The organism is Mycobacterium sp. ACS1612 (assembly GCF_001667505.1).
Taxonomy (GTDB): domain Bacteria; phylum Actinomycetota; class Actinomycetes; order Mycobacteriales; family Mycobacteriaceae; genus Mycobacterium.
On the sequence record NZ_LZHZ01000004.1, the window covers coordinates 169,379 to 189,323 of the forward strand.

Sequence of the window (19,945 nt, forward strand, 5' to 3'; positions counted from 1 at the left end):
ACGTGTTACATTTTCATTCAAGTCTGTGGCATCGACGCAGGAAGGCGGACGCCCGTGAGCCAACCCGAAAAGGGTCCCGACGCCCTCATTGAGCAGCGCGGACACACGTTGATCCTGACGCTGAACCGGCCAGAGGCGCGCAACGCCCTTTCCACCGAGATGCTCTCGATCATGGTCGAGGCCTGGGACCGCGTCGACAACGATCCGCAGATCCGTTCCTGCATTCTGACCGGCGCGGGCGGCTATTTCTGCGCCGGCATGGACCTGAAGGCGGCGACGGCCAAGCCGCCGGGCGACTCGTTCGCCGACGGCAGCTACGACCCGTCGCGCATCGACGCCCTGCTCAAGGGTCGACGGCTGACCAAGCCGCTGATCGCAGCGGTCGAAGGCCCTGCGATCGCGGGCGGCACCGAGATTCTGCAGGGCACCGACATCCGGGTCGCCGGCGAGAGCGCCAAGTTCGGCATCTCCGAGGCCAAGTGGAGCCTGTACCCGATGGGTGGTTCAGCGGTTCGACTGGTGCGCCAGATTCCCTATACGGTCGCGTGCGATCTGCTGCTGACCGGCAGGCACATCACCGCCGCCGAGGCCAAGGAAATGGGCTTGATCGGCTACGTGGTGCCCGACGGTACGGCGCTGGACAGGGCCCTCGAGATCGCCGAGGTGATCAACAACAACGGCCCGCTCGCCGTACAGGCGATCCTGCGGACCATCCACGAAACCGAAGGTCTGCACGAGAACGAGGCGTTCAAGATCGACACCAAGATCGGTATCGAGGTGTTTCTATCCGACGATGCCAAGGAAGGGCCCTTGGCATTCAAGGAAAAACGTGCGCCGAACTTCAAGATGAGGTAACGCAAGCGCCGCTACAGTCATCCCGATGGTCCCCCTGTCGGGCAAACGCGTCGTGTTCATGGTCGCAGCGCTGCTCGTCGCGGTGATGTCGTTCCAACTCAATGCGACCATGCTCGCTCCCGCGATCCGCGACATCGAAACCGAACTCGGTGACGGCGCGTTCGCGGCGATGTCGACGTACTTCTATCTCGCGGGTGCGGTTGGCAACGTGGTGCTGGTCCGGTGGAGCGATTTCGTCGGACGGAAACGGATGATCTTCGGTGTACTCGGCGTGCTGTTCATCGGCTGCCTGATGTGCGTCGTCAGTACGTCGCTGCCGATCGTGCTGATCGGCCGGTTCCTGCAGGGCGTCAGTAACGTGACGTTCGGACTGGCGTTCCTGGTCATGCGAGAACGCCTGGACAGCAAGACATTCGGATTCTGCAGCGGCTTGGTCACCGCGATGTCGGGCGGGGTCGCGGGTGTTGACGGCCTGGTCGGCGGATATCTGTCGGACAACTTCGGCTACCGGTCGATCTTCGTTCTGATCGGCATCGTGGGCCTGCTCGGCATCGTGCTGTGTGCCGTGGCGGTGCCCGCCGACGAACCGGACCGCGTCGCGCCGGGCCGGATGGATTGGGCCGGTGCCGCCTTGATCGCACTGGGCGTGGCGGGCATCAATCTGTTCTTCTCGTCGGGTGGTGATTCGGGATGGACGTCGCCGCTCGCACTCGGGTTCATCATCACCGCCATGGTGGCGCTCGTGGCACTCGTCGTCGTCGAGAAGCGGTTGATGCATCCGCTGGTGAACATCGACCAGATCCGGTCGCGCGAGGCGTGGCCGCTGATCGTCTTGACCATCCTCAACATGGGTTCGTTCCTGGTGGTACTCGGCTTCATCGTGCCTTATATCGCCGAGGACAAGGACTCCGGTTTCGGTTTGAGCGGCGTGATGACGGCGCTGCTGTTCATCACGCCCGCGGCCCTCATCCAGTTGGTCGTGTCGCCGTTGGCCGGGCGCACGGCGGTGCGCATCGGTTTCGTGACTCTGCTGCGCGCCGGCCTGGTCAGCGCATTGGTCGTGATGGTGTTGCTGGCGCTCTTCGCACACAGCTTGGCGCTGCTCGCGATCTTCGTGGCGCTGCTGGGTGTCACGTACTTCGGGATGGCGATGACCGCGATGGGGATCCTGGGCGTGGTGCAGGCGCCCGAAGACGAGCCCGGGTCGCTGCCCGGTATCAGCAACGCGGCCTACGGCATCGGCTCGTCGCTCGGGTTCGCCTGGGCGGGCCCGATCATCGGCTCGGGCACGGCGTCGAGCTTCCAGTTGGCGCTGTGGATTTGCATCGGCATCGGTTCGGTGTCGTTGGTGATGAGCTTGATTCTGCGGCCGCGGAAGAACGCGAGAGTCGCAGGGCCTATTGCTCTGCACCACTGAGATAGCGTGCGCGACTGGCCCACCGGGCGAGCTTGCCGCTGGTGGTGCGCGGGATCGCGCCTGCGGGCACGAAGCGGACCTCGAACACCGGCAGTCCGTGTTTGTGCGCCACCAACTTACGGATCGCGTCGATCACCGGTGCGGGATCCTCGCGGGCCGTCCCTGCCGCTCGCTCGGCGATGATCACAAGGCGTTCACGGTTGTCGGTGAAAGCGGCGACGTGACCTCGCCGCACCATCGCTGACGCCTCGGCCGTGGTGGCCTCGATGTCCTGCGGATAATGTTGCGCACCGTCGATGGTGATGAGGTCGGCGATTCTGCCGGTCACGTACAGTTCGCCGTCCAGGTACACGCCGAGGTCGCCGCTGCGAAGCCAATTACCCTGCCGCGACGGCAATTTCGCCTCGAACGTGCGGCGACTTTCTTCCGGTCTGCCCCAGTAACCGCGGCAGACGTTGCCGCCCTGCAGCCAGATTTCGCCGACCTGCCCCTCGGGCACCTCCGCGCCCGCAGAGGGGTCGACGATGACAGCACGCTGGCTGCGTGCCACCTGACCGCACGCCACATGAGCCATCGCGTCGGGACTGTCCGCACTGGCCCGCACCGCTTCGCCGTGGGCCAGCCGCCGCCGGTCGAAGAAGCTGACGCGCGGCTCCGCGGCCGGTGCGATGGTCGACACGAACAGCGTTGCCTCGGCGATGCCGTAGGACGGTTTGATCGCCGTCCGCGGTAAACCGAAGGGCGCGAACGCGTCACCGAACGCTCGGATGGCGTCCATGCTCACCGGTTCGGACCCGATGATCATCACGACGTTGCTCAGGTCGATGTGGTCACCGGCCTGCGGTACGCCGCGCTGCGCGGCCCACTCGTAGGCGAAGTTGGGTGCTGCGGTGACGACGCGACCGTTGCGAGAACCTGCGGACAGCGCCCTGATCCACCGCTGCGGCCTGCGCAGAAACGCGGTCGGCGCCATCAGCGTCGAGTGCCCGCCGTACACCGCAGGAAAGCCGATCATGGACAGCCCCATGTCGTGGTAGAGCGGTAACCAACTGACGCCGTGCGTGTTCCGGTCCAGCAGGTCAATGGACAGGATCATCTGGATCAGATTGGTTCCGACCGCCCGGTGCGTGACTTCGACGCCGACGGGAGGCCGCGTGGCACCGCCGGTGTACTGCAGATGTGAGACGTCGGCGACATCGAGGACTACCGGGGTGAACGCGTTCGCCGCGGAGTCGGGTATCTCATCGATCGCGATGACGGGCGGCCGACGGGCGGCAGGTACGGTAGCCAAGAACTCCTTCACCGGTCCCGTCGCCGCCGCGGTGGTGAGCACCAACGCGGGCCTGGCGTCGTCGAGCGCGATCTTCAGACGCTCCGCGTGACCGGGGAGCTCCGGGGCAAACAACGGCACCGCAATGGTTCCCGCCTTCACCGCCGCGAAGAAGCCCGCGACGTAGTCGAGTCCCTGCGGCGCCAGAATCGCCACCCGATCGCCGCGCACGGTGGCCTGCTGCACGCGCGCGCCGATGGCTCGTAACCGGACCCCGAGCTGTGTCCAGGTGATCTCGCTGGGCTGTCCCGCCTCCGAGCGGGTGAAGTCCAGGTAGCGGTAGGCGACCGAGTCGCCGACGTTGGCGATGTTGCGGTCGATGAGCGATATCAGGGTGACCCCGGGCGGCAGGACGATGCCGCCGTCGCCGTCCAGGCAGTCCTCGATCTGCAGTAGGCCGGCCATGTCCGCAGTCTAGGCACGGCGACCGACCCGCGACCGCCGCCTGTGACGGACGTCGCTAGCCGGCGAGGACCGGCTTGGTGGGAGTGAACCTCACCGGCATCGACTCCAGCCCGCTGACGAAGTTCGCCGGTCGAAGCGGCAACTCGGCGTCGTCGGCCAGCTGCAGATCCGGCAGCCGCTCCAGCACCCGCCGCGTCATGTTGATCAGTTCGATGCGGGCCAGCTGGTTGCCGAGACAGAAGTGGGTACCGAAGCCAAATGCTAAGTGGCTGTTCGGTTCTCGCTGGATGTTGAACTCATCGGGGTTGTCGAAGACCGCTTCGTCGAAGTTTGCCGACTCGAACATCAGCATCATCTTCTCGCCCTGACGCAGCTTCGCACCGTGGAATTCGGTGTCGGCCGTCAGCGTGCGGCACATGTTCTTCAACGGCGACGTCCAGCGCAGCATCTCCTCGATGGCGCCGGGAATCAGGTCGGGGTCGGTCTGCAGCAGCGCCCACTGTTCGGGGTGCCGGATCAACTGTTCGGTTCCGCCGGAGATCGTGTGACGCGTGGTCTCATCGCCGCCGACGAGGATCAGCAGGCTCTCCTGCAGAATGTCGTCGTCGGACAGTCGTTCTCCGTCGACCTCGGCGTGCACCAGGACGCCGATCAGGTCCTCGGTGGGCTGGGCGCGGCGCTGTTCGATCTTGTTGCGGGTGTAGTCGTTGTAGGCGATGAACGCGTCGAGGGTGACCTGCATATCGGCTTCGGAGACAGTGGAACTGAGTCCGACCATCATCTCGTCGGACCACTTCAGGAACATCTCGCGTTCGTCGGGAAGTACCCCGAGCATGTCGCCGATGACCGCCATCGGAAGGGGCGCGGCGATGTCACGGACGAAGTCGCATTCACCACGTTCGCAGACCGCGTCGATGAGCCAGTCGCACAGCACGGCGATGGAGTCGCTCTGGACCTTCAGCCGCTTGCGGGTGAAGCCTGCGTTGACGAGCTTGCGGCGCAACAGATGTGCCGGATCGTCCATGTCGATCATCATCGGCAGCGGATCTTGGTCCGGCCGGATGCCGCCCGCGTTCGAGAACAACTCGGGATTCCGCTCGGCGTCGATCACTGCCTGGTAGGTGGTCGCGGCGGCCAGACCGTTTCGATCGCGGAACACCGGCTCGTTGGCCCGCATCCAGCGGTACGCCTCGCGGGAGCCGTATCGGTCGGCGTAGAAGGCACCGTCGGCGAGATCGACTTCGGGCTTCGTTGCAGTCGTCATGGGATCTCCTTGGCGTCGCCGAACGAGGCCTCGACATTGTCGGCGGAAATCGACATCATGGCGCGCTTCGGCAAGCCGAGCGCGGCAAGCTCATTGGCGTAGGGATGGTCGCCGAGCCGCACCTGCACACCTTGCGGTCGGCAGCGCACACCGGTGAGCGTGAACGCGCCCACCGTTTCCCGCAGCACGCCATCGCGATACGTGAACGTGGGTTGCTCCTGCATGTGTGACATGAATTTCGCTGGAACCGGCAGGCCGGGGCGGAAGTTCATGCCTATGACGTGCTGGCCGTCGATGGTCACGTCGACGCCGAACTGGCTGTCGTCACGGATGTCGAAGTCCGCCATCACCTTTGGATAGCCCCAGATCTTGGTACCCGCCTCCAACGTGAAGGCCTGGTCGACGGGAAGGTGGTGGACGAACGCGACCGCCGACTGCAGGGCGCGCAGGCCGGTGGCATCCGACCCGGGACGGTTGACCATCACATTCGTGCCGTACTCCCAGTACTGGCCGAGATCGCCGTCGTGGTAGCGCATCAGGATCAGCACGACGACGGCGCGCGTGGGACGGTACCGGCACACCGTCAGGCCGCTGTAGTCGATCATCCGCTGGGCGGCGTCGGCGTCCACCGAGAACATCGCAGCGCGCTGACTGGCCTTGCGGATCCTCACCGGCATGGTCAGCACGGTGTCTGCGATGGTGTGCTGCGACGACGCTGACTCTGTCATCCGGCCAATCTAGAACGCGTTCTAGACAAGTAGCAAGAAGTGTCTACAGCAGTCCGGCGAGGTCGCGGATCTGCTCGGGTGAGCGGGCGCCGACGACCATCATCGTGACACCCGCGGCCTCCCACGCCTTGATCTGCTGCTGTACGTAAGCGAGGTCGCCGACGATCGCCGAATCGTCAACGAGTTCGTCGGGAATGATCTTGGCCGCTTCGTCTTTGCCGTCGGGGCGGCCCGAACGGAAATGGCGAGTCACGTCGTCGACCACCTCGGCGTACCCCATTCGGCGGTAGACGTCGGCGTGGAAGTTGGTGTCCTCGGCCCCCATGCCACCCATGTAGAGCGCCAGGTGTGGCTTCATCAGTTCCATGACCGCGGGGCGATCGTCGGTCACCACTACCTGTGCGGTCGCGCAGATCTCGAACGTCTCTCTCGTCCGGCGTGCCCCCGGCCGGGCGAAGCCCTCGTCGAGCCACTCGTTGTACATGCCCGCGATCCGCGGCGAGTAGAAGATCGGCAGCCAGCCGTCACAGATCTCGGCGGCCAGCGCGACGTTCTTCGGGCCCTCGGCGCCCAGCATCACCGGGATGTCCGCGCGTAGCGGGTGCGTGATCGGCTTGAGGTTCTTGCCGAGTCCGGTGGTGCCCTCCCCGGTCAGCGGCAGCGGGTAGTGCGGACCGCCGCTGCACACCGGGGCCTCGCGTGCCCACACCTGCCGCAGGATGTCGATGTACTCGCGGGTCCTGGCCAGCGGTTTGGGGAACTTCGCGCCGTACCAACCCTCGACGACCTGCGGTCCCGACACGCCCAGGCCGAGGATGTGCCGTCCGCCTGACAGATGGTCGAGTGTCAGCGCCGCCATCGCGCACGCCGTCGGCGTCCGTGCCGACAACTGGATGACCGAGGTGCCGAGCCGCATCCGTGTGGTCTCACGGCCCCACCAGGCCAGCGGTGTGTAGGCGTCCGAACCCCACGCCTCCGCGGTGAACACGGTGTCGAAGCCGGCGTCCTCGGCCGCCGCCACCAGTTCGGCGTGGTTGTCCGGCGGCTGCGCGCCCCAGTAACCCAACTGCAAGCCCAGCTTCATCAGCCCCGTCCTTTCGGGCCGCCCGGCCCGCTTCTTGAAACTATTATTAGAACCTGTTCTACTCGAATCCGTGACCACCAGCCAAAGCAGCCCGGTGCAGATCGACGAGCATGAGCGGCCACTCTCGGCGCCACTGAAGCTCTCATTCGACTACACCCGTTCAGTCGGCCCACTCCTTAGCCAGTTCTTCACCGCCCTGCGTGGACGGCGGATCGTCGGTGTTCGCGGTTCGGATGGGCGAGTGCACGTGCCGCCTGCAGAGTACGACCCGATCACGTACGAGCAATTGACCGAGATCGTACCGGTGAGCAGCGTTGGGACGGTGCTGTCGTGGACATGGCAGTCCACCCCGCTGGAGGGCCAGCCGTTGGATCGACCGTTCGCCTGGGCATTGATCAAACTGGACGGCGCCGACACCCCGTTGTTGCACGCGGTCGATGTCGCTTCGTCCGACGCCATCAATACCGGCGACCGGGTGCACGCGCACTGGGTCGATGAGACGGTCGGCGCGATCACCGACATCGCCTACTTCTTGCCGGGCGAAAATCGCGAGCCCGAGGGCACGCCGGACGACCGTGAGCCAGTCAAGGTGCAGGTGGCACCATCGTCGATCGAGATCCAGCACACCGCATCGGTTCCCGAGAGCAAGTTCCTGCGCGCACTCGAGGAGGGCAAGCTGCTCGGCGCGCGCACCGGCGACACCGGCAAGGTGTACTTCCCGCCCAAGGAGGCCGATCCGGCCACCGGCCTGGAACTCGACCAGTTCGTCGAATTGCCCGACAAGGGCACGGTCACCACGTTCGCCATCATCAACATTCCGTTCCCCGGCCAGCGCATCAAGCCGCCCTATGTCGCGGCGTACGTGCTGCTGGACGGCGCCGACATCCCGTTCCTGCACCTGGTCACCGAGATCGACCCGGCTGACGTGCGGATGGGCATGCGAGTGCAAGCGGTGTGGAAGCCCCGCGAGGAATGGGGTCTCGGCATCGACAACATCGACTACTTCCGGCCGACGGGTGAGCCCGACGCCGATTATGACACCTACAAGCACCACCTGTAAGGGATCCGTTTGATGACTGACATTGCAGTGGTGGGCTTCGCGCATGCACCCCACGTCCGCCGGACCGACGGCACCACCAACGGCGTCGAGATGCTGATGCCGTGTTTCCACAAGCTCTACGACGAGCTCGGTCTGCAGCAGACCGACATCGGGTTCTGGTGCTCGGGCTCGTCGGATTACCTTGCAGGCCGGGCATTCTCGTTCATCTCAGCAATCGACTCGATCGGCGCGGTGCCGCCGATCAACGAGTCGCACGTCGAGATGGACGCGGCGTGGGCACTGTACGAGGCCTACATCAAGCTGCTGACGGGCCAGGTGGAGACGGCGCTGGTGTACGGATTCGGCAAGTCGTCGGCGGGCACGCTGCGGCGGGTGCTGGCGCTGCAGACCGACCCCTACACCGTCGCGCCCCTGTGGCCGGATTCGGTGTCGATGGCAGGCCTGCAGGCGCGCATGGGGCTGGACACGGGCAAGTGGACGGCCGAGGACATGGCCCGGGTGGCGCTGGATTCCTTTGCTGCAGCGGGACGCACCGATTCCGAGAAGCCTGCCAAGAGCATCGACGAGCTGCTGTCCCGCCCCTACTTCGCCGACCCGCTGAGACGTCACGACATCGCGCCGATCACCGACGGCGCATCGGCAATCGTGCTGGCGGCAGGTGACAGGGCCCGTGAGTTGCGGGAAAATCCGGCGTGGATCACGGGATTCGAGCACCGTATCGAAACGCCGATCCTCGGCGCCCGCGACCTGACCACCTCGCCCTCGACGGCGGCATCAGCCAAGGCGGCTACCGGCGGTGACACCGCATCCATCGACGTCGCGGAGATCTACGCGCCGTTCACCCACCAGCAATTGATCCTGAAAGAAGCGATCGGGCTGACTGACAATACCAAGGTGAATCCGTCCGGCGGCGCGCTGGCAGCCAACCCGATGTTCTCTGCCGGGCTGGAGCGTATCGGCTTTGCCGCACAGCACATCTTCGACGGTTCCGCCCAGCGCGTGCTCGCGCACGCCACGAGCGGCCCCGCGCTGCAACAGAATCTCGTCGCGGTCCTGGAGGGGAAATAGTGGCCAAGCAACTCGCCGCGGTGCTGGGCACCGGGCAGACGAAATACGTCGCCAAGCGCCACGACGTGTCGATGAACGGCCTGGTCCGTGAGGCCATCGATCGAGCGCTGGAGGATTCCGGTTCGACGTTCGACGACATCGACGCCGTGGTGGTCGGTAAGGCGCCCGATTTCTTCGAGGGCGTGATGATGCCCGAATTGTTCATGGCCGACGCCACCGGTGCGACGAACAAGCCGCTGATCCGGGTACACACGGCGGGTTCGGTGGGCGGTTCGACGGCCGTTGTCGCGGCCAGCCTGGTGCAGTCCGGCAAGTACAAGCGCGTGCTGACGATGGCGTGGGAGAAGCAGTCGGAGTCGAACGCCATGTGGGCGTTGAGCATTCCTGTGCCGTTCACCAAACCGGTCGGCGCGGGCGCGGGCGGCTACTTCGCCCCGCATATCCGCGCGTACATCCGCCGCTCCGGCGCCCCCAATCACATCGGCGCGATCGTGGCGGTGAAGGATCGCCGCAACGGCGCCAAGAATCCCTTGGCACACCTACACCAGCCCGACATCACCGTCGAGAAGGTGATGGAGTCCCCGATGCTGTGGGACCCAATCCGCTACGACGAGACGTGTCCCTCGTCAGACGGCGCCGCGGCGATGGTGATCGGTGACGAGGCCGCCGCGGATGCCCGGGTCGCCGACGGCCACCCCGTCGCGTGGATCCACGCCACCTCGTTGCGCACCGAACCGCTGGCCTACGCGGGACGCGATCAGGTCAACCCGCAGGCCAGTCGCGACGCCGCTGCCGCGCTGTGGCGGGATGCCGGGATCAAGAGCCCCATCGACGAAATCGACGCGGCCGAGGTGTACGTGCCGTTCTCCTGGTACGAACCCATGTGGCTGGAGAGCCTCGGCTTCGCCCCCGAAGGCGAAGGCTGGAAGCTCACCGAGGCGGGCGAAACCGAGATCACCGGACGTATTCCGCTCAACGCCTCGGGTGGCGTGCTGTCGAGCAATCCGATCGGCGCGTCGGGGATGATCCGGTTCGCGGAGTCCGCGATCCAGGTCATGGGGAAGGCCGGCGACCACCAGGTGCCCGGGGCGCGCAAGGCATTGGGTCACGCGTATGGCGGTGGCGCGCAGTATTACTCGATGTGGGTCGTCGGAGCCGATAAGCCGTGAAGTACACGGTCAGCGTGGCGATGAGCCCGATCGAGCAACTGGTCGAAATCGCCAAGACCGCGGAGGAAGTCGGGTTCGACTCGATCGCGCTGCCAGATTCGATCTTCTACATGGAGAAGCAGTCGGCCGATTACCCGTACACCGCCGACGGATCGCGGATGTGGAACCAGGACACCCCGTGGGCTGATCCGTTGATCGTCGCAGGCGCGATGGGTGCGGTGACGTCGACGCTGCGGTTCTATACCAACGTGATGAAGCTGAGCTCCCGCAATCCCCTATTGCTGGCGCGGCAGGTCGGCTCGGTGGCCAATCTGACGAACAACCGGTTCGGGTTCGGTGTCGGTATCGGTTGGGCACCTGAGGAATTCGAGTGGTGCGGGGTGCCGTACGCCAAGCGCGGCAAGCGCGTCGACGAGATGATCGAAGTGATCAAGCTCGTCCTCGCCGGCGGCATGGTGGAATTCCACGGCGACTTCTATGACTTCGACAAGCTGCAGATGAGCCCCGCGCCGAGCAAGCCGGTGCCGTTCTATGTCGGTGGGCACACCGATGTCGCGTTGCGGCGGGCCGCCCGCGTCGGCGATGGGTGGACAAGCGCGATGTTGACCTGCGACCAACTCGCCGAGATCATCGGCAAACTGCAGGCTTTGCTCGCCGAATACGGCCGCGCCGACGTGCCGTTCGAGTTCCAGGCGGTGTGCATTGACAAGTTCGACGTCGACGGGCACCGCGAACTCGCCGAAGCGGGCGTCACCGACAACATCGTCATTCCGTGGATCTTTGACGGCCATGGCTTCGACGCGCCCATCGAGCAGAAGAAGGATTCGCTGAAGCGGTTCGCCGACACCTTCATCCACTCGGGTTGGCAGCAGTGACCGACTCACCAGTCCACCTGGCTGGCAGGGGATCCCGCGAAGCGGCGATGGCCCATGACAAAGCGGCGTGGCTTGCGGTGTTCGCCGACGACGCAATCGTCGAGGACCCGATCGGGCCGTCGCACTTCGACCCGGAGGGCAAGGGCCACCGCGGCAAGGAAGCCATCGCCAGGTTCTACGACATGGCGATCGCGCCGAGCGATCTCACCTTCCACTTCGAGAAGGCCTATCAGTGCGGCAACGAGGAAGCCAACGTCGGCCACATCCTGATCAAGGCCGCCGGGTACGAGGTCACCGCCGAAGGGGTGTTCACCTACCGGGTGAACGACGCGGGAAAGATCGTTGCGCTGCGGGCCTATTGGGAACTCGACAAGGCCACCGCGAGCGCGCGCAAGATTTCCTAGCGCTGCGCAGTGTTAGCGCTAACATTGCGTAGTGTCATTTCAGCCATGGTCGGCGCTCGGCGAACAGCACGAGTTGAACCTGCGGGCCTCCGGACGCTCCGTGCGCGCGGTCGTCACCGAGGTCGCCGCCGCGATCCGCCACCTGTCCGTCGACGGTGTGCAACTCACCGCCGGCTACGAGGACGACGCCCCACCGCCGTTCGGATCCGGCATCGTGCTGGTGCCCTGGCCGAACCGGGTCCGCGACGGACGATGGATTCACCGCGGGCAGACGATGCAACTCGACATCACCGAGCCTCCGCGGGGCAATGCCTTGCACGGCCTCCTGCAGCACGCGCCGTATCAGGTCGTCGAGCGCAGCGATCGTTCGATCACACTGCGCGCACAGGTGTTCCCGCAGAACGGCTATCCGTTTCGGTTGGACACCGCGGTTCGCTATACCCTCGTCGCCGATGGCTTGCAGGTGATGCACACGGTTCGAAACGTCGGATCCGACTGTGCCCCAGTCGCAGTCGGCGCTCACCCGTTCCTCGCTCTTGGTGACGTACCGACAGACACGCTCACCTTGACCGTATCGGCCGATCGCCACATCGACGTCGACGACCGCCTCAATCCGATCGGCGTCACGCCTGTCGACGGCACGAAATGGGATCTGCGCGCAGGGCGACTGGTGGCCGACCTCGACCTGGACGACGCCTGGTCTGGGCTGACCATCACCGGAGGTGGAAGCACCCACTGGTTGAGCACACCCGACGGCCGAACCGTATCCCTGTGGGCGGACCAGCAATTCGGCTATCTACAAGTCTTCATCACTCGCGAGTTCCCGCAGGCGGGTGACACGATCACCGCCGTCGCCGTCGAACCGATGACCGCACCTGCGGATGCGCTCAACAGCGGCGAAGGACTGCGGTGGCTTGCGCCCGGCGAGTGCTGGTCGATGTCGTGGGCGATCCGCTACGACGACGGCGTCAGGGCTCGATGACGACCTTGAGGCCCTCTCTGTCGGCGGCCACCGCGAAAGCCTCTGCTGCGCTGTCGATCGGATACCGGTGCGACACGATCGACGAGACGTCGATCAGGCCTTGCTGCACAAGCCGAATCGCGCGCGGGTACGCCTCGTTCATCCGCCGGACCAACGCCAGCGTCAGACCCTTACGACGAGCCATCGACGCCTGAAACGACGTGCGATCACCGTCGGGTATCCCGCCCAACACCACCCTGGCGCCCGGTCTTGCCGCGCGGATGGCGATCTCGACCGCCTCGTCCGTCCCGGCCAGTTCGAACACCACATCCGCGCCGATGTCGTCGGCCGGACCTGCTACGTCGAGCACGACATCGGCGCCAAGTCGTTTGGCAGCGTCCCTGCGATGCGCGCGTGGCTCGACCGCCACGACACGCGCCGCCCCGGCACGCCTCGCGGCCTGCGCCAACAAAAGGCCTATCGGCCCAGCGCCGATGACGGCGACGGTCGACCCAAATCGCAAGTGGCCCAGGTCCAAAGCGTGCAGCGCCACACCGAGAGGCTCGAGCATCGCGCCGTCTGCGCCGCTCATGGTGTCCGGCAGTGGATGAAGTGCCCACGACGGCCAACTCAGAAACTGCCGCAGGCCGCCATCCTCGTCGCCGTGGCCGGCGAAGACGACATCAGGGCAGAGGTTCCGGTAGCCGCCCATACAGATCTCGCATTGCCGACACGGCAGCGCCGGGTCCACCGCGACAGGCAGACCACGTCGCGGACCGCTTTCGATGACACCGGCGAACTCGTGGCCTGGCACCAGCGGTCGCGTCAGCCTCGCGTCGCCGATGCCCGCTTCGGTGAACCAGTGCAAGTCGGATCCGCACAGTCCCACCGCGGTGATGCGTACCAGTTCTTCCCCCGGTGCCACGGAGGGAACGGGTTCGGTGTGGATTCTGATATCGCGCACACCATGTAGACGTGCGACGGTCATCGAGCCTGACATGGCTCAATGTTAGCGTTAACATTTGGGCGATCAAAGGCCCGTGAGCGCTCACATTCCGACTACTATGCGACAGCAAACCTTGTCCTCGCCGACACGAGAGGGGTCGCATCGAATGGCGGGCAGCGTCGAGGGACCCGGGCGGCGTCGTGAGGGTCGGCCGGTCAACATGTTCGACGTCGCCAAGGCGGCGGGCGTCTCGCATCAGACCGTCTCGCGCGTGCTCAACGACTCGGCCGCCGTCAAGGAGTCGACTCGCCGTCGGGTGAACGCCGCGATCGACGAACTCGGCTACCACCGCAATCTGGCGGCGCGTGCGCTTGCGACACACCGGTCAAACACGCTGGGAGTCATCTGCTTTGACAGCACACTGTACGGACCGGCCAGCATGCTCTACGCCATCGAGCATGCCGCCCGCAGCGCGGGCTACTTCGTCAGCGTGGCCAGCGAGTCCACCATCGACGGCACCACGCTGCCGAGGACGTTGAACCGATTGGCTGAACAAGCGGTGGAAGGTGTGGTGGTGATCGCACCGCTTTCCGAGACGCGCGAAGCGCTCTCGCGATTGCGTCGCGACATGCCCGTGGTGGCCGTCGACGCCACCGGCGGACTTGGCCTTCCTGTGGTGAGCGTCGATCAGTTCGACGGTGCCCGGCAGGTCACCCGGCACCTGCTCGACCAAGGCGCATTGACCGTGTGGCATGTGACCGGCGCCGAGGGGTGGACGGAAACGGAGGCCAGGATGGCCGGCTGGCGTGCGGAGTTGACCGACGCCAAACGCTCCGTTCCCGAACCGCTGCAAGGCAATTGGTCGCCCGCATCCGGGTACCAGGCAGGCATCGTGCTCGCGCACCGCACAGATGTCGAGGCGGTGTTCGTCGCAAACGATCAGATGGCCCTGGGCGTATTGCGCGCATTCGCCGAAGCCGGTCGCGCTGTACCCGACGACGTCCTGGTCGCGGGGTTTGACGATGTGCCGGAAGCGGAGTTCTACTCGCCGCCGCTGACCACCGTCCGTCAGGATTTCGGCACTGTAGGCCGCACCAGCGTCGAAATGCTCGTCGCCCGAATCGAACATAGCGACTCCGCACCCGCCGACGTTCAACCGGTGCTGGTGCCCGCACAACTCGTCGTGAGGCAGAGCACTCGACGAAGCTAGCGACCGCCCTTGCGCTTGTTGTACACGTCGAATCCGACGGCGACCAGCAGCACGAGGCCCTTGATCACTTGCTGGATATCACTGCCGATGCCGAGGATGGACATGCCGTTGTTCAACACGCCCAGTACCAGGCCGCCGACGATCGCGCCGAACACCGTGCCGACCCCACCGCTGGACGACGCGCCGCCGATGAATGCCGCCGCGATGGCCTCGAGTTCGAAGTTGATACCGGCCTGCGGCGTCGCGGAATTCAACCTGGCAGCGAACAACAGCCCCGCGACGGCGGCGAGCATCCCCATGTTGACGAACACCAACAGCGTGACACGTTGGTTGCGGATGCCGGAAAGGCGTGCGGCCGCGGAGTTTCCGCCGACGGCGTACACCCGGCGCCCGAGAACGGTGTTGCGCATGACGAACGCGTAGATCAAGGTCAGCACCACCAGGATGATGCCGACGATCGGCACACCGCGGTAGCTGGCGAGCAGCAACGTGAACGCCGCCAGCGCCGCGACGATCGCAGCGCACTTGGCGGTGAAGATCGCCGTGCCCGTCACTCTCTGTCCGTGGCGGACTTGCGAGTTCCGGCGACGGATCTGCACCACCACCGCGGCCACCGTGATGCCGGCGCCGAGAATGACTGTGGGCCAGTGGTAGACGGCGTTGGTCCCGATCTCGGGTAGAAATCCACTGCTGACTTGCTCGAGTCCGCGTGGCATCGGAGCGATGGACTGACCTTCGAGCAGATACTGCGTCGCACCACGAAACACCAGCATGCCGCCGAGCGTGACGATGAAAGACGGGATGCCGACGTAGGCGATCCAGAAGCCCTGCCAAGCGCCGATCAGCGCGCCGATGCCCACGCACACCGTCACCCCCAGCAACCACGGCATGTCGTTGCGCACCATGAGGACTCCGGACATCGCGCCGATGAAGCCGGCGATGGATCCCACTGACAGGTCGATGTGGCCGGAGATGATCACGATGACCATGCCGATCGCGAGGACCAGGATGTAGCCGTTCTGCTGAATGATGTTGGTGACATTCAGCGGTTTGAGCAGAATGCCGCCGGTCCAGATCTGGAACAGCAACACAATGGCGGCCAGCGCCACCACCATGCCGGACTGCCGCACATGGGACAACAAGAAGCCCGAAACGCGCTGGCGCAGACCGGGCGGGGTCGGCTCACTGGACTCTGGTTGCGCCGCGGGCTTTTCAGACGCCTGCTCGACGGTGGTCGTCACCTAGGCACGTCCTTTCATCATGTACCGCATCAGGGTTTCCTGCGTCGCATCGGCACGCGTCACCTCGCCGGTCAACCGTCCCTGGCTGAGCGCATAGATGCGGTCGCACATGCCGAGGAGTTCAGGTAATTCCGACGAGATGACGAGCACGGCCTTACCACGTGCCGCGAGTTCGTTGATGATCGTGTAGATCTCGTACTTCGCACCGACATCGATACCGCGGGTCGGCTCGTCGAGAATCAGTACGTCAGGGTCGGTGAACAGCCACTTGCTGAGTACGACCTTCTGCTGGTTCCCGCCCGAGAGCTTGCCCGTGATCGCCGAAACCGACGATGCCTTGATTCTCATCGAGGCGCGGAACCGCTCCCCGACGCTGACTTCCTCGTGCTGATCGACGATGCCGCGCGTGCTGACCTTGCGCAGCGACGGCAGCGTGATGCTTTCGGCAATACTGTCCATCAGGTTCAGGCCCAGATGCTTGCGATCCTCGGTCGCGTAGGCGATACCGTTGTCGATAGCGTCCGACACGGTACGGGTGCTGACCTCGCGGTCGCCTTTGAAGACCCTACCGCTGACGTACTTTCCGTACGACCGGCCGAACACGCTCAAGGCGAGTTCAGTACGGCCCGCGCCCATCAGTCCGGCGATACCCACGATCTCACCGGCCCGCACATTCAGCGACACGTCGTCGACGACCTTGCGATGTTGGTCGATGGGATGGAGGACCGTCCAGTTCGCCACCGCGAAAGCGACGTCACCAATCTCGTGGTCGGGGCGGGGCGGAAATCGATGCGTGAGGTCGCGCCCGACCATGCCGCGCACGATGCGGTCTTCGGTCAGTTCTTGGTCGACGCTGATCGTCTCGATGGTGTGGCCGTCCCGCAGGATGGTGACGGTGTCGGCCACCTCCATCACCTCGTTGAGCTTGTGCGAGATGATGATCGAGGTGATTCCCTGGTCCCGCAGGTCCACGATCAGGTCGAGCAGGTGGCGACTGTCGGAATCGTTTAGCGCTGCGGTCGGTTCGTCCAGGATCAGCAGGCGCACCTTCTTCGACAGCGCCTTGGCGATCTCCACCAACTGCTGCTTACCCACTCCGATGTCGGCCACCCGGGTCTGCGGGCTCTCCTGCAGCCCCACCCGGTCGAGCAGGTTCTGCGCCTCGACAAGGGTACGTTCCCAGTCGATCACCCCACGGCGCCTGATTTCGTTGCCCATGAACACGTTTTCGGCTATCGACAGGTAGGGCACCAGCGCCAGTTCCTGGTGGATGATCGCGATACCGGCCCGCTCACTGGACCGAATGTCCTTGAAGCCGCAGACCTGCCCGTCGAGGAGGATCTGGCCGTCGTAGTCCCCATGCGGGTAGACGCCGCTGAGCACCTTCATCAAGGTCGACTTGCCCGCCCCGTTCTCACCGCAGATGGCGTGAATGGCACCGGCCTTCACGGTCAGGTCGACACCGGAGAGGGCGGTGACACCGGGAAACTGCTTGGTGATACCCCGCATCTCCAACAGCGTCGACGTCATTGCACCTGGGCGTCGGTGTAGTAGCCCGAATCGACCAGCACCGCCTTGTAGTTCGACTTGTCGACACTGACCGGTTGCAGCAGGTACGACGGGACGACCTTGACGCCGTTGTTGTACGTCGTCGTGTCGTTGACTTCCGGTTTCCCGCCCGTGAGTACGGCATTGGCCTCCTGCACCGCGGCCTTCGCGAGCTCACGGGTGTCCTTGAACACGGTCTGCGTCTGCTCCCCTGCCACGATGGACTTCACCGACGCCAACTCGGCGTCCTGCCCGGTGACGATGGGCAGCGGTTTCGCCGCGTTACCGTAGCCTGCGCTCTTCAGTGCTGAGAGCACGCCGCGCGAAATCCCGTCGTACGGCGACAGCACGGCATCGACCCTGGCCGTGGTGTAGGCCTGGCTCAGCAGGTTGTCCATTCTCGACTGGGCCAACCCCCCGTCCCACCGCAGCGTCGCGATCTGGTCGAACGAGGTCTGGCCGCTCTTGACCACCAGCTTTCCGCTGTCGATGTAGGGCTTGAGCACGCTCATGGCGCCGTCGAAGAAGTAGGTGGCGTTGTTGTCATCGGGTGAGCCGGCGAACAGTTCGATGTTGAACGGTCCCTTGCCCTGCGCCGGACCGAGCTTGTCGACGATGTAGTTACCCTGCAGCACACCGACTTTGAAGTTGTCGAACGTCGCGTAGTAGTCGACGTTCGGCGTCCCCTTGATCAACCGGTCGTAGCTGATCACCGGAATCTTCGCATCCGCGGCGTGTTGCAGGGTCGTGGTCAGCGACGAACCGTCGATCGGCGCGACGACCAGGAGTTTGACGCCCTTGGTGATCATGTTCTCGATCTGCGACACCTGGTTCTGAACGACGTCGTCGCCGTATTGCAGGTCGGTGGTGTAGCCCAACGCCTGGAACTGGTCCACCATGTTCTTGCCGTCAGCGACCCAGCGCTCCGACGATTTCGTGGGCATCGCGATGCCCACGGTGCCCTTCTCCCCGCCGCCGGGGGCGGCGGTGTCCGTGGACCGACCGCAGCCCGAGAGAACCAGCGTGGCCAGCACCGCCACTACGGCGAGCCAGATCAACTTCCTCACGAGATCCTCCTTCGGGGGACGCTCGGCGCGCTCATGCGCGGCCGGTCAGAATGTGAGCGTTAACATGCCGGGCGTTAGTATGTGAGCCACTTCACTGGCTTGTCAACAACTTCGCGGGAATTGCCCGTTGACCTGCCATCTTGGCAAATTGTGCGGCGCAGGCACGGCCCTCAGGCGGCCTGAGGAACTACGCGATCCCGACCGTTGACACGCTCAGAGTGTTAACGCTAACATCCTCGCACTGTAATGCCGGTCACACCCGCAGGTGCGATGCGCAGGCATGCCGACCCGGCCCGCAGCGACCGACTTCGGCAACCGAACAAGTGAGGAGTTGCGGTGAAGAGAACCCTTGCAGTGGCGCTGGGTGCGCTGCTCGCAGCAACGATGGTGGGCTGTGGAAGCGGTCCGGCACCTGGCGGGTCGGCCACCGATGGCAAGATCACGATGGGCTTCGCTCAGGTAGGTGCGGAAAGCGGGTGGCGCACCGCGAACACCAAGAACATCCAGGAATCCGCGGCGGCGGCCAATGTCGACTTGAAGTTCTCCGATGCCAACGGCAAACAGGAGAACCAGATCTCGGCCATCCGCTCGTTCATCCAGCAACACGTCGACGTGATCGCATTCAGTCCTGTCGTCCGGACCGGTTGGGACGCGGTGCTGTTGGAAGCGAAGAACGCCAAGATCCCGGTGATCCTCACCGACCGCGCTGTCGATACACAGGAAACCGACGTCTACAAGACGTTCGTCGGCGCCGACTTCGTCGAGGAAGGCCGGCGCGCAGGCGACTGGATGGTCAAGCAGTACGCCGCCGCGCCCGGCCCGGTCAACATCGTCGAACTGCAGGGGACCACCGGTGCCGACCCCGCCATCGACCGAAGCAAGGGCTTCTCTGAAGCCATCGCCGCCAATCCAAACCTGAAGGTGATCGCCTCGCAGACAGGCGATTTCACCCGGTCTGGCGGTAAGCAGGTGATGGAGGCCTTCTTGAAGGCGCATCCGAAGATCGATGTCGTCTTCGCCCAGAACGACGATATGGGCCTTGGCGCGGTAGAGGCCATCGAGGCGGCCGGCCTCAAGCCGGGGCAGGACGTCAAGATCGTCGCGGTCGACGCCACCCACGACGGCATGCAGGCCCTGGCCGACGGCAAGTTCAACTTCCTCGTCGAGTGCAATCCCCTGCTAGGGCCGCAACTGATGGACCTGGCCAAGAAGGTGGTAGCAGGCGAGAGCGTGCCGCCGCGAGTTGTTGTTCCCGACAAGACATTCGATCAGCAGCAGGCCATTGCGGCCCTACCCGATCGCAAGTACTGAGC

Annotated in this window: 18 protein-coding genes; 10 read left to right on the forward strand and 8 right to left on the reverse strand. The window is 64.9% G+C overall.

Annotated elements, in window-relative coordinates; genetic code table 11:
- Positions 1 to 54: 54 nt before the first annotated feature.
- Positions 55 to 855 (forward strand): crotonase/enoyl-CoA hydratase family protein, encoded by an 801-nt coding sequence (locus A5724_RS02065; RefSeq protein ID WP_067795370.1) that lies wholly within the window; start codon positions 55 to 57, stop codon positions 853 to 855.
- A gap of 25 nt (positions 856 to 880) precedes the next feature.
- Entirely contained in the window at positions 881 to 2,272 is a 1,392-nt protein-coding gene (locus A5724_RS02070) for an MFS transporter (protein ID WP_067795373.1), read from the forward strand.
- Here A5724_RS02070 and A5724_RS02075 read toward each other — a convergent pair.
- From A5724_RS02075 to A5724_RS02090, 4 genes are read right to left on the reverse strand one after another with little or no spacing between them, the layout of a single operon-like run.
- Positions 2,253 to 4,007: a fatty acyl-AMP ligase gene (locus A5724_RS02075; protein ID WP_067795376.1), complete on the reverse strand. Its 1,755-nt coding sequence runs from the start codon at positions 4,005 to 4,007 to the stop codon at positions 2,253 to 2,255. The two genes, A5724_RS02070 and A5724_RS02075, sit on opposite strands and share 20 nt — an antisense overlap.
- Positions 4,008 to 4,062: 55 nt before the next feature.
- A complete protein-coding gene (locus A5724_RS02080) occupies positions 4,063 to 5,271 on the reverse strand; it encodes a cytochrome P450 (RefSeq protein ID WP_067795379.1) in 1,209 nt (402 codons plus the stop codon).
- On the reverse strand, positions 5,268 to 5,999 hold the full coding sequence (locus tag A5724_RS02085) for an acetoacetate decarboxylase family protein (RefSeq protein ID WP_067795382.1): 732 nt from the start codon (positions 5,997 to 5,999) through the stop codon (positions 5,268 to 5,270). The genes A5724_RS02080 and A5724_RS02085 overlap by 4 nt, the downstream gene beginning before the upstream one ends.
- Before the next feature lie 43 nt (positions 6,000 to 6,042).
- Positions 6,043 to 7,083, reverse strand: a complete 1,041-nt coding sequence (locus A5724_RS02090) for an LLM class F420-dependent oxidoreductase (protein ID WP_067795384.1) — start codon at positions 7,081 to 7,083, stop codon at positions 6,043 to 6,045.
- A gap of 70 nt (positions 7,084 to 7,153) precedes the next feature.
- On the opposite strand from A5724_RS02090, the gene A5724_RS02095 reads away from it, so the two are divergent.
- Genes A5724_RS02095 through A5724_RS02120 form a run of 6 tightly spaced genes read left to right on the forward strand, consistent with a single transcriptional unit; the run spans position 7,154 to position 12,641 of the window.
- Positions 7,154 to 8,143, forward strand: a complete 990-nt coding sequence (locus tag A5724_RS02095; RefSeq protein WP_067795387.1) for a Zn-ribbon domain-containing OB-fold protein — start codon at positions 7,154 to 7,156, stop codon at positions 8,141 to 8,143.
- 12 nt (positions 8,144 to 8,155) lie between these two features.
- Entirely contained in the window at positions 8,156 to 9,211 is a 1,056-nt protein-coding gene (locus tag A5724_RS02100; RefSeq protein WP_067795390.1) for a thiolase domain-containing protein, read from the forward strand.
- A complete protein-coding gene (locus A5724_RS02105; protein ID WP_067795392.1) occupies positions 9,211 to 10,380 on the forward strand; it encodes a thiolase domain-containing protein in 1,170 nt (389 codons plus the stop codon). The genes A5724_RS02100 and A5724_RS02105 overlap by 1 nt, the downstream gene beginning before the upstream one ends.
- On the forward strand, positions 10,377 to 11,255 hold the full coding sequence (locus A5724_RS02110) for a TIGR03619 family F420-dependent LLM class oxidoreductase (RefSeq protein WP_067795395.1): 879 nt from the start codon (positions 10,377 to 10,379) through the stop codon (positions 11,253 to 11,255). The genes A5724_RS02105 and A5724_RS02110 overlap by 4 nt, the downstream gene beginning before the upstream one ends.
- Positions 11,252 to 11,659: a nuclear transport factor 2 family protein gene (locus tag A5724_RS02115; RefSeq protein WP_067795397.1), complete on the forward strand. Its 408-nt coding sequence runs from the start codon at positions 11,252 to 11,254 to the stop codon at positions 11,657 to 11,659. Before A5724_RS02110 ends, A5724_RS02115 begins: the two co-directional genes overlap by 4 nt.
- A 31-nt stretch (positions 11,660 to 11,690) precedes the next feature.
- A complete protein-coding gene (locus A5724_RS02120; RefSeq protein ID WP_082964800.1) occupies positions 11,691 to 12,641 on the forward strand; it encodes an aldose 1-epimerase family protein in 951 nt (316 codons plus the stop codon).
- On the opposite strand, the gene A5724_RS02125 is transcribed toward A5724_RS02120, so the two are convergent.
- Positions 12,628 to 13,620 (reverse strand): zinc-binding dehydrogenase, encoded by a 993-nt coding sequence (locus tag A5724_RS02125; RefSeq protein WP_232004666.1) that lies wholly within the window; start codon positions 13,618 to 13,620, stop codon positions 12,628 to 12,630. The genes A5724_RS02120 and A5724_RS02125 overlap by 14 nt on opposite strands.
- Positions 13,621 to 13,732: 112 nt before the next feature.
- Here A5724_RS02125 and A5724_RS02130 point away from each other — a divergent pair, with 112 nt between their 5' ends.
- Positions 13,733 to 14,776, forward strand: coding sequence for a LacI family DNA-binding transcriptional regulator (locus A5724_RS02130; RefSeq protein ID WP_067795400.1), 1,044 nt, complete (start codon positions 13,733 to 13,735; stop codon positions 14,774 to 14,776).
- Here the strand turns inward: A5724_RS02130 and mmsB are convergent.
- From mmsB to chvE, 3 genes are read right to left on the reverse strand one after another with little or no spacing between them, the layout of a single operon-like run.
- A complete protein-coding gene (mmsB, locus tag A5724_RS02135; protein ID WP_067795406.1) occupies positions 14,773 to 16,017 on the reverse strand; it encodes a multiple monosaccharide ABC transporter permease in 1,245 nt (414 codons plus the stop codon). The genes A5724_RS02130 and mmsB overlap by 4 nt on opposite strands.
- Positions 16,018 to 17,547 carry a multiple monosaccharide ABC transporter ATP-binding protein gene (gene mmsA, locus A5724_RS02140; protein WP_067795409.1) on the reverse strand — a complete coding sequence of 510 codons (1,530 nt, stop codon included), beginning with the start codon at positions 17,545 to 17,547 and terminating at the stop codon, positions 16,018 to 16,020.
- A complete protein-coding gene (gene chvE, locus A5724_RS02145; RefSeq protein ID WP_067795412.1) occupies positions 17,544 to 18,632 on the reverse strand; it encodes a multiple monosaccharide ABC transporter substrate-binding protein in 1,089 nt (362 codons plus the stop codon). Before chvE ends, mmsA begins: the two co-directional genes overlap by 4 nt.
- 336 nt (positions 18,633 to 18,968) lie before the next feature.
- Between chvE and A5724_RS02150 the strand changes: the two genes are divergently transcribed.
- On the forward strand, positions 18,969 to 19,943 hold the full coding sequence (locus tag A5724_RS02150; RefSeq protein WP_067795418.1) for an ABC transporter substrate-binding protein: 975 nt from the start codon (positions 18,969 to 18,971) through the stop codon (positions 19,941 to 19,943).
- The last annotated feature ends 2 nt before the right edge of the window (positions 19,944 to 19,945 follow it).

What these genes read in the sequence shown, in the direction of transcription:
- A5724_RS02070 (WP_067795373.1), top strand. Translation starts at nt 881, where the DNA reads ATGGTCCCCCTGTCGGGCAAACGCGTCGTGTTCATGGTCGCAGCGCTG.
- A5724_RS02075 (WP_067795376.1), bottom strand. Translation starts at nt 4,007, where the DNA reads ATGGCCGGCCTACTGCAGATCGAGGACTGCCTGGACGGCGACGGCGGC.
- A5724_RS02080 (WP_067795379.1), bottom strand. Translation starts at nt 5,271, where the DNA reads ATGACGACTGCAACGAAGCCCGAAGTCGATCTCGCCGACGGTGCCTTC.
- A5724_RS02085 (WP_067795382.1), bottom strand. Translation starts at nt 5,999, where the DNA reads ATGACAGAGTCAGCGTCGTCGCAGCACACCATCGCAGACACCGTGCTG.
- A5724_RS02090 (WP_067795384.1), bottom strand. Translation starts at nt 7,083, where the DNA reads ATGAAGCTGGGCTTGCAGTTGGGTTACTGGGGCGCGCAGCCGCCGGAC.
- A5724_RS02100 (WP_067795390.1), top strand. Translation starts at nt 8,156, where the DNA reads ATGACTGACATTGCAGTGGTGGGCTTCGCGCATGCACCCCACGTCCGC.
- A5724_RS02125 (WP_232004666.1), bottom strand. Translation starts at nt 13,620, where the DNA reads ATGTCAGGCTCGATGACCGTCGCACGTCTACATGGTGTGCGCGATATC.
- A5724_RS02130 (WP_067795400.1), top strand. Translation starts at nt 13,733, where the DNA reads ATGGCGGGCAGCGTCGAGGGACCCGGGCGGCGTCGTGAGGGTCGGCCG.
- mmsA (WP_067795409.1), bottom strand. Translation starts at nt 17,547, where the DNA reads ATGACGTCGACGCTGTTGGAGATGCGGGGTATCACCAAGCAGTTTCCC.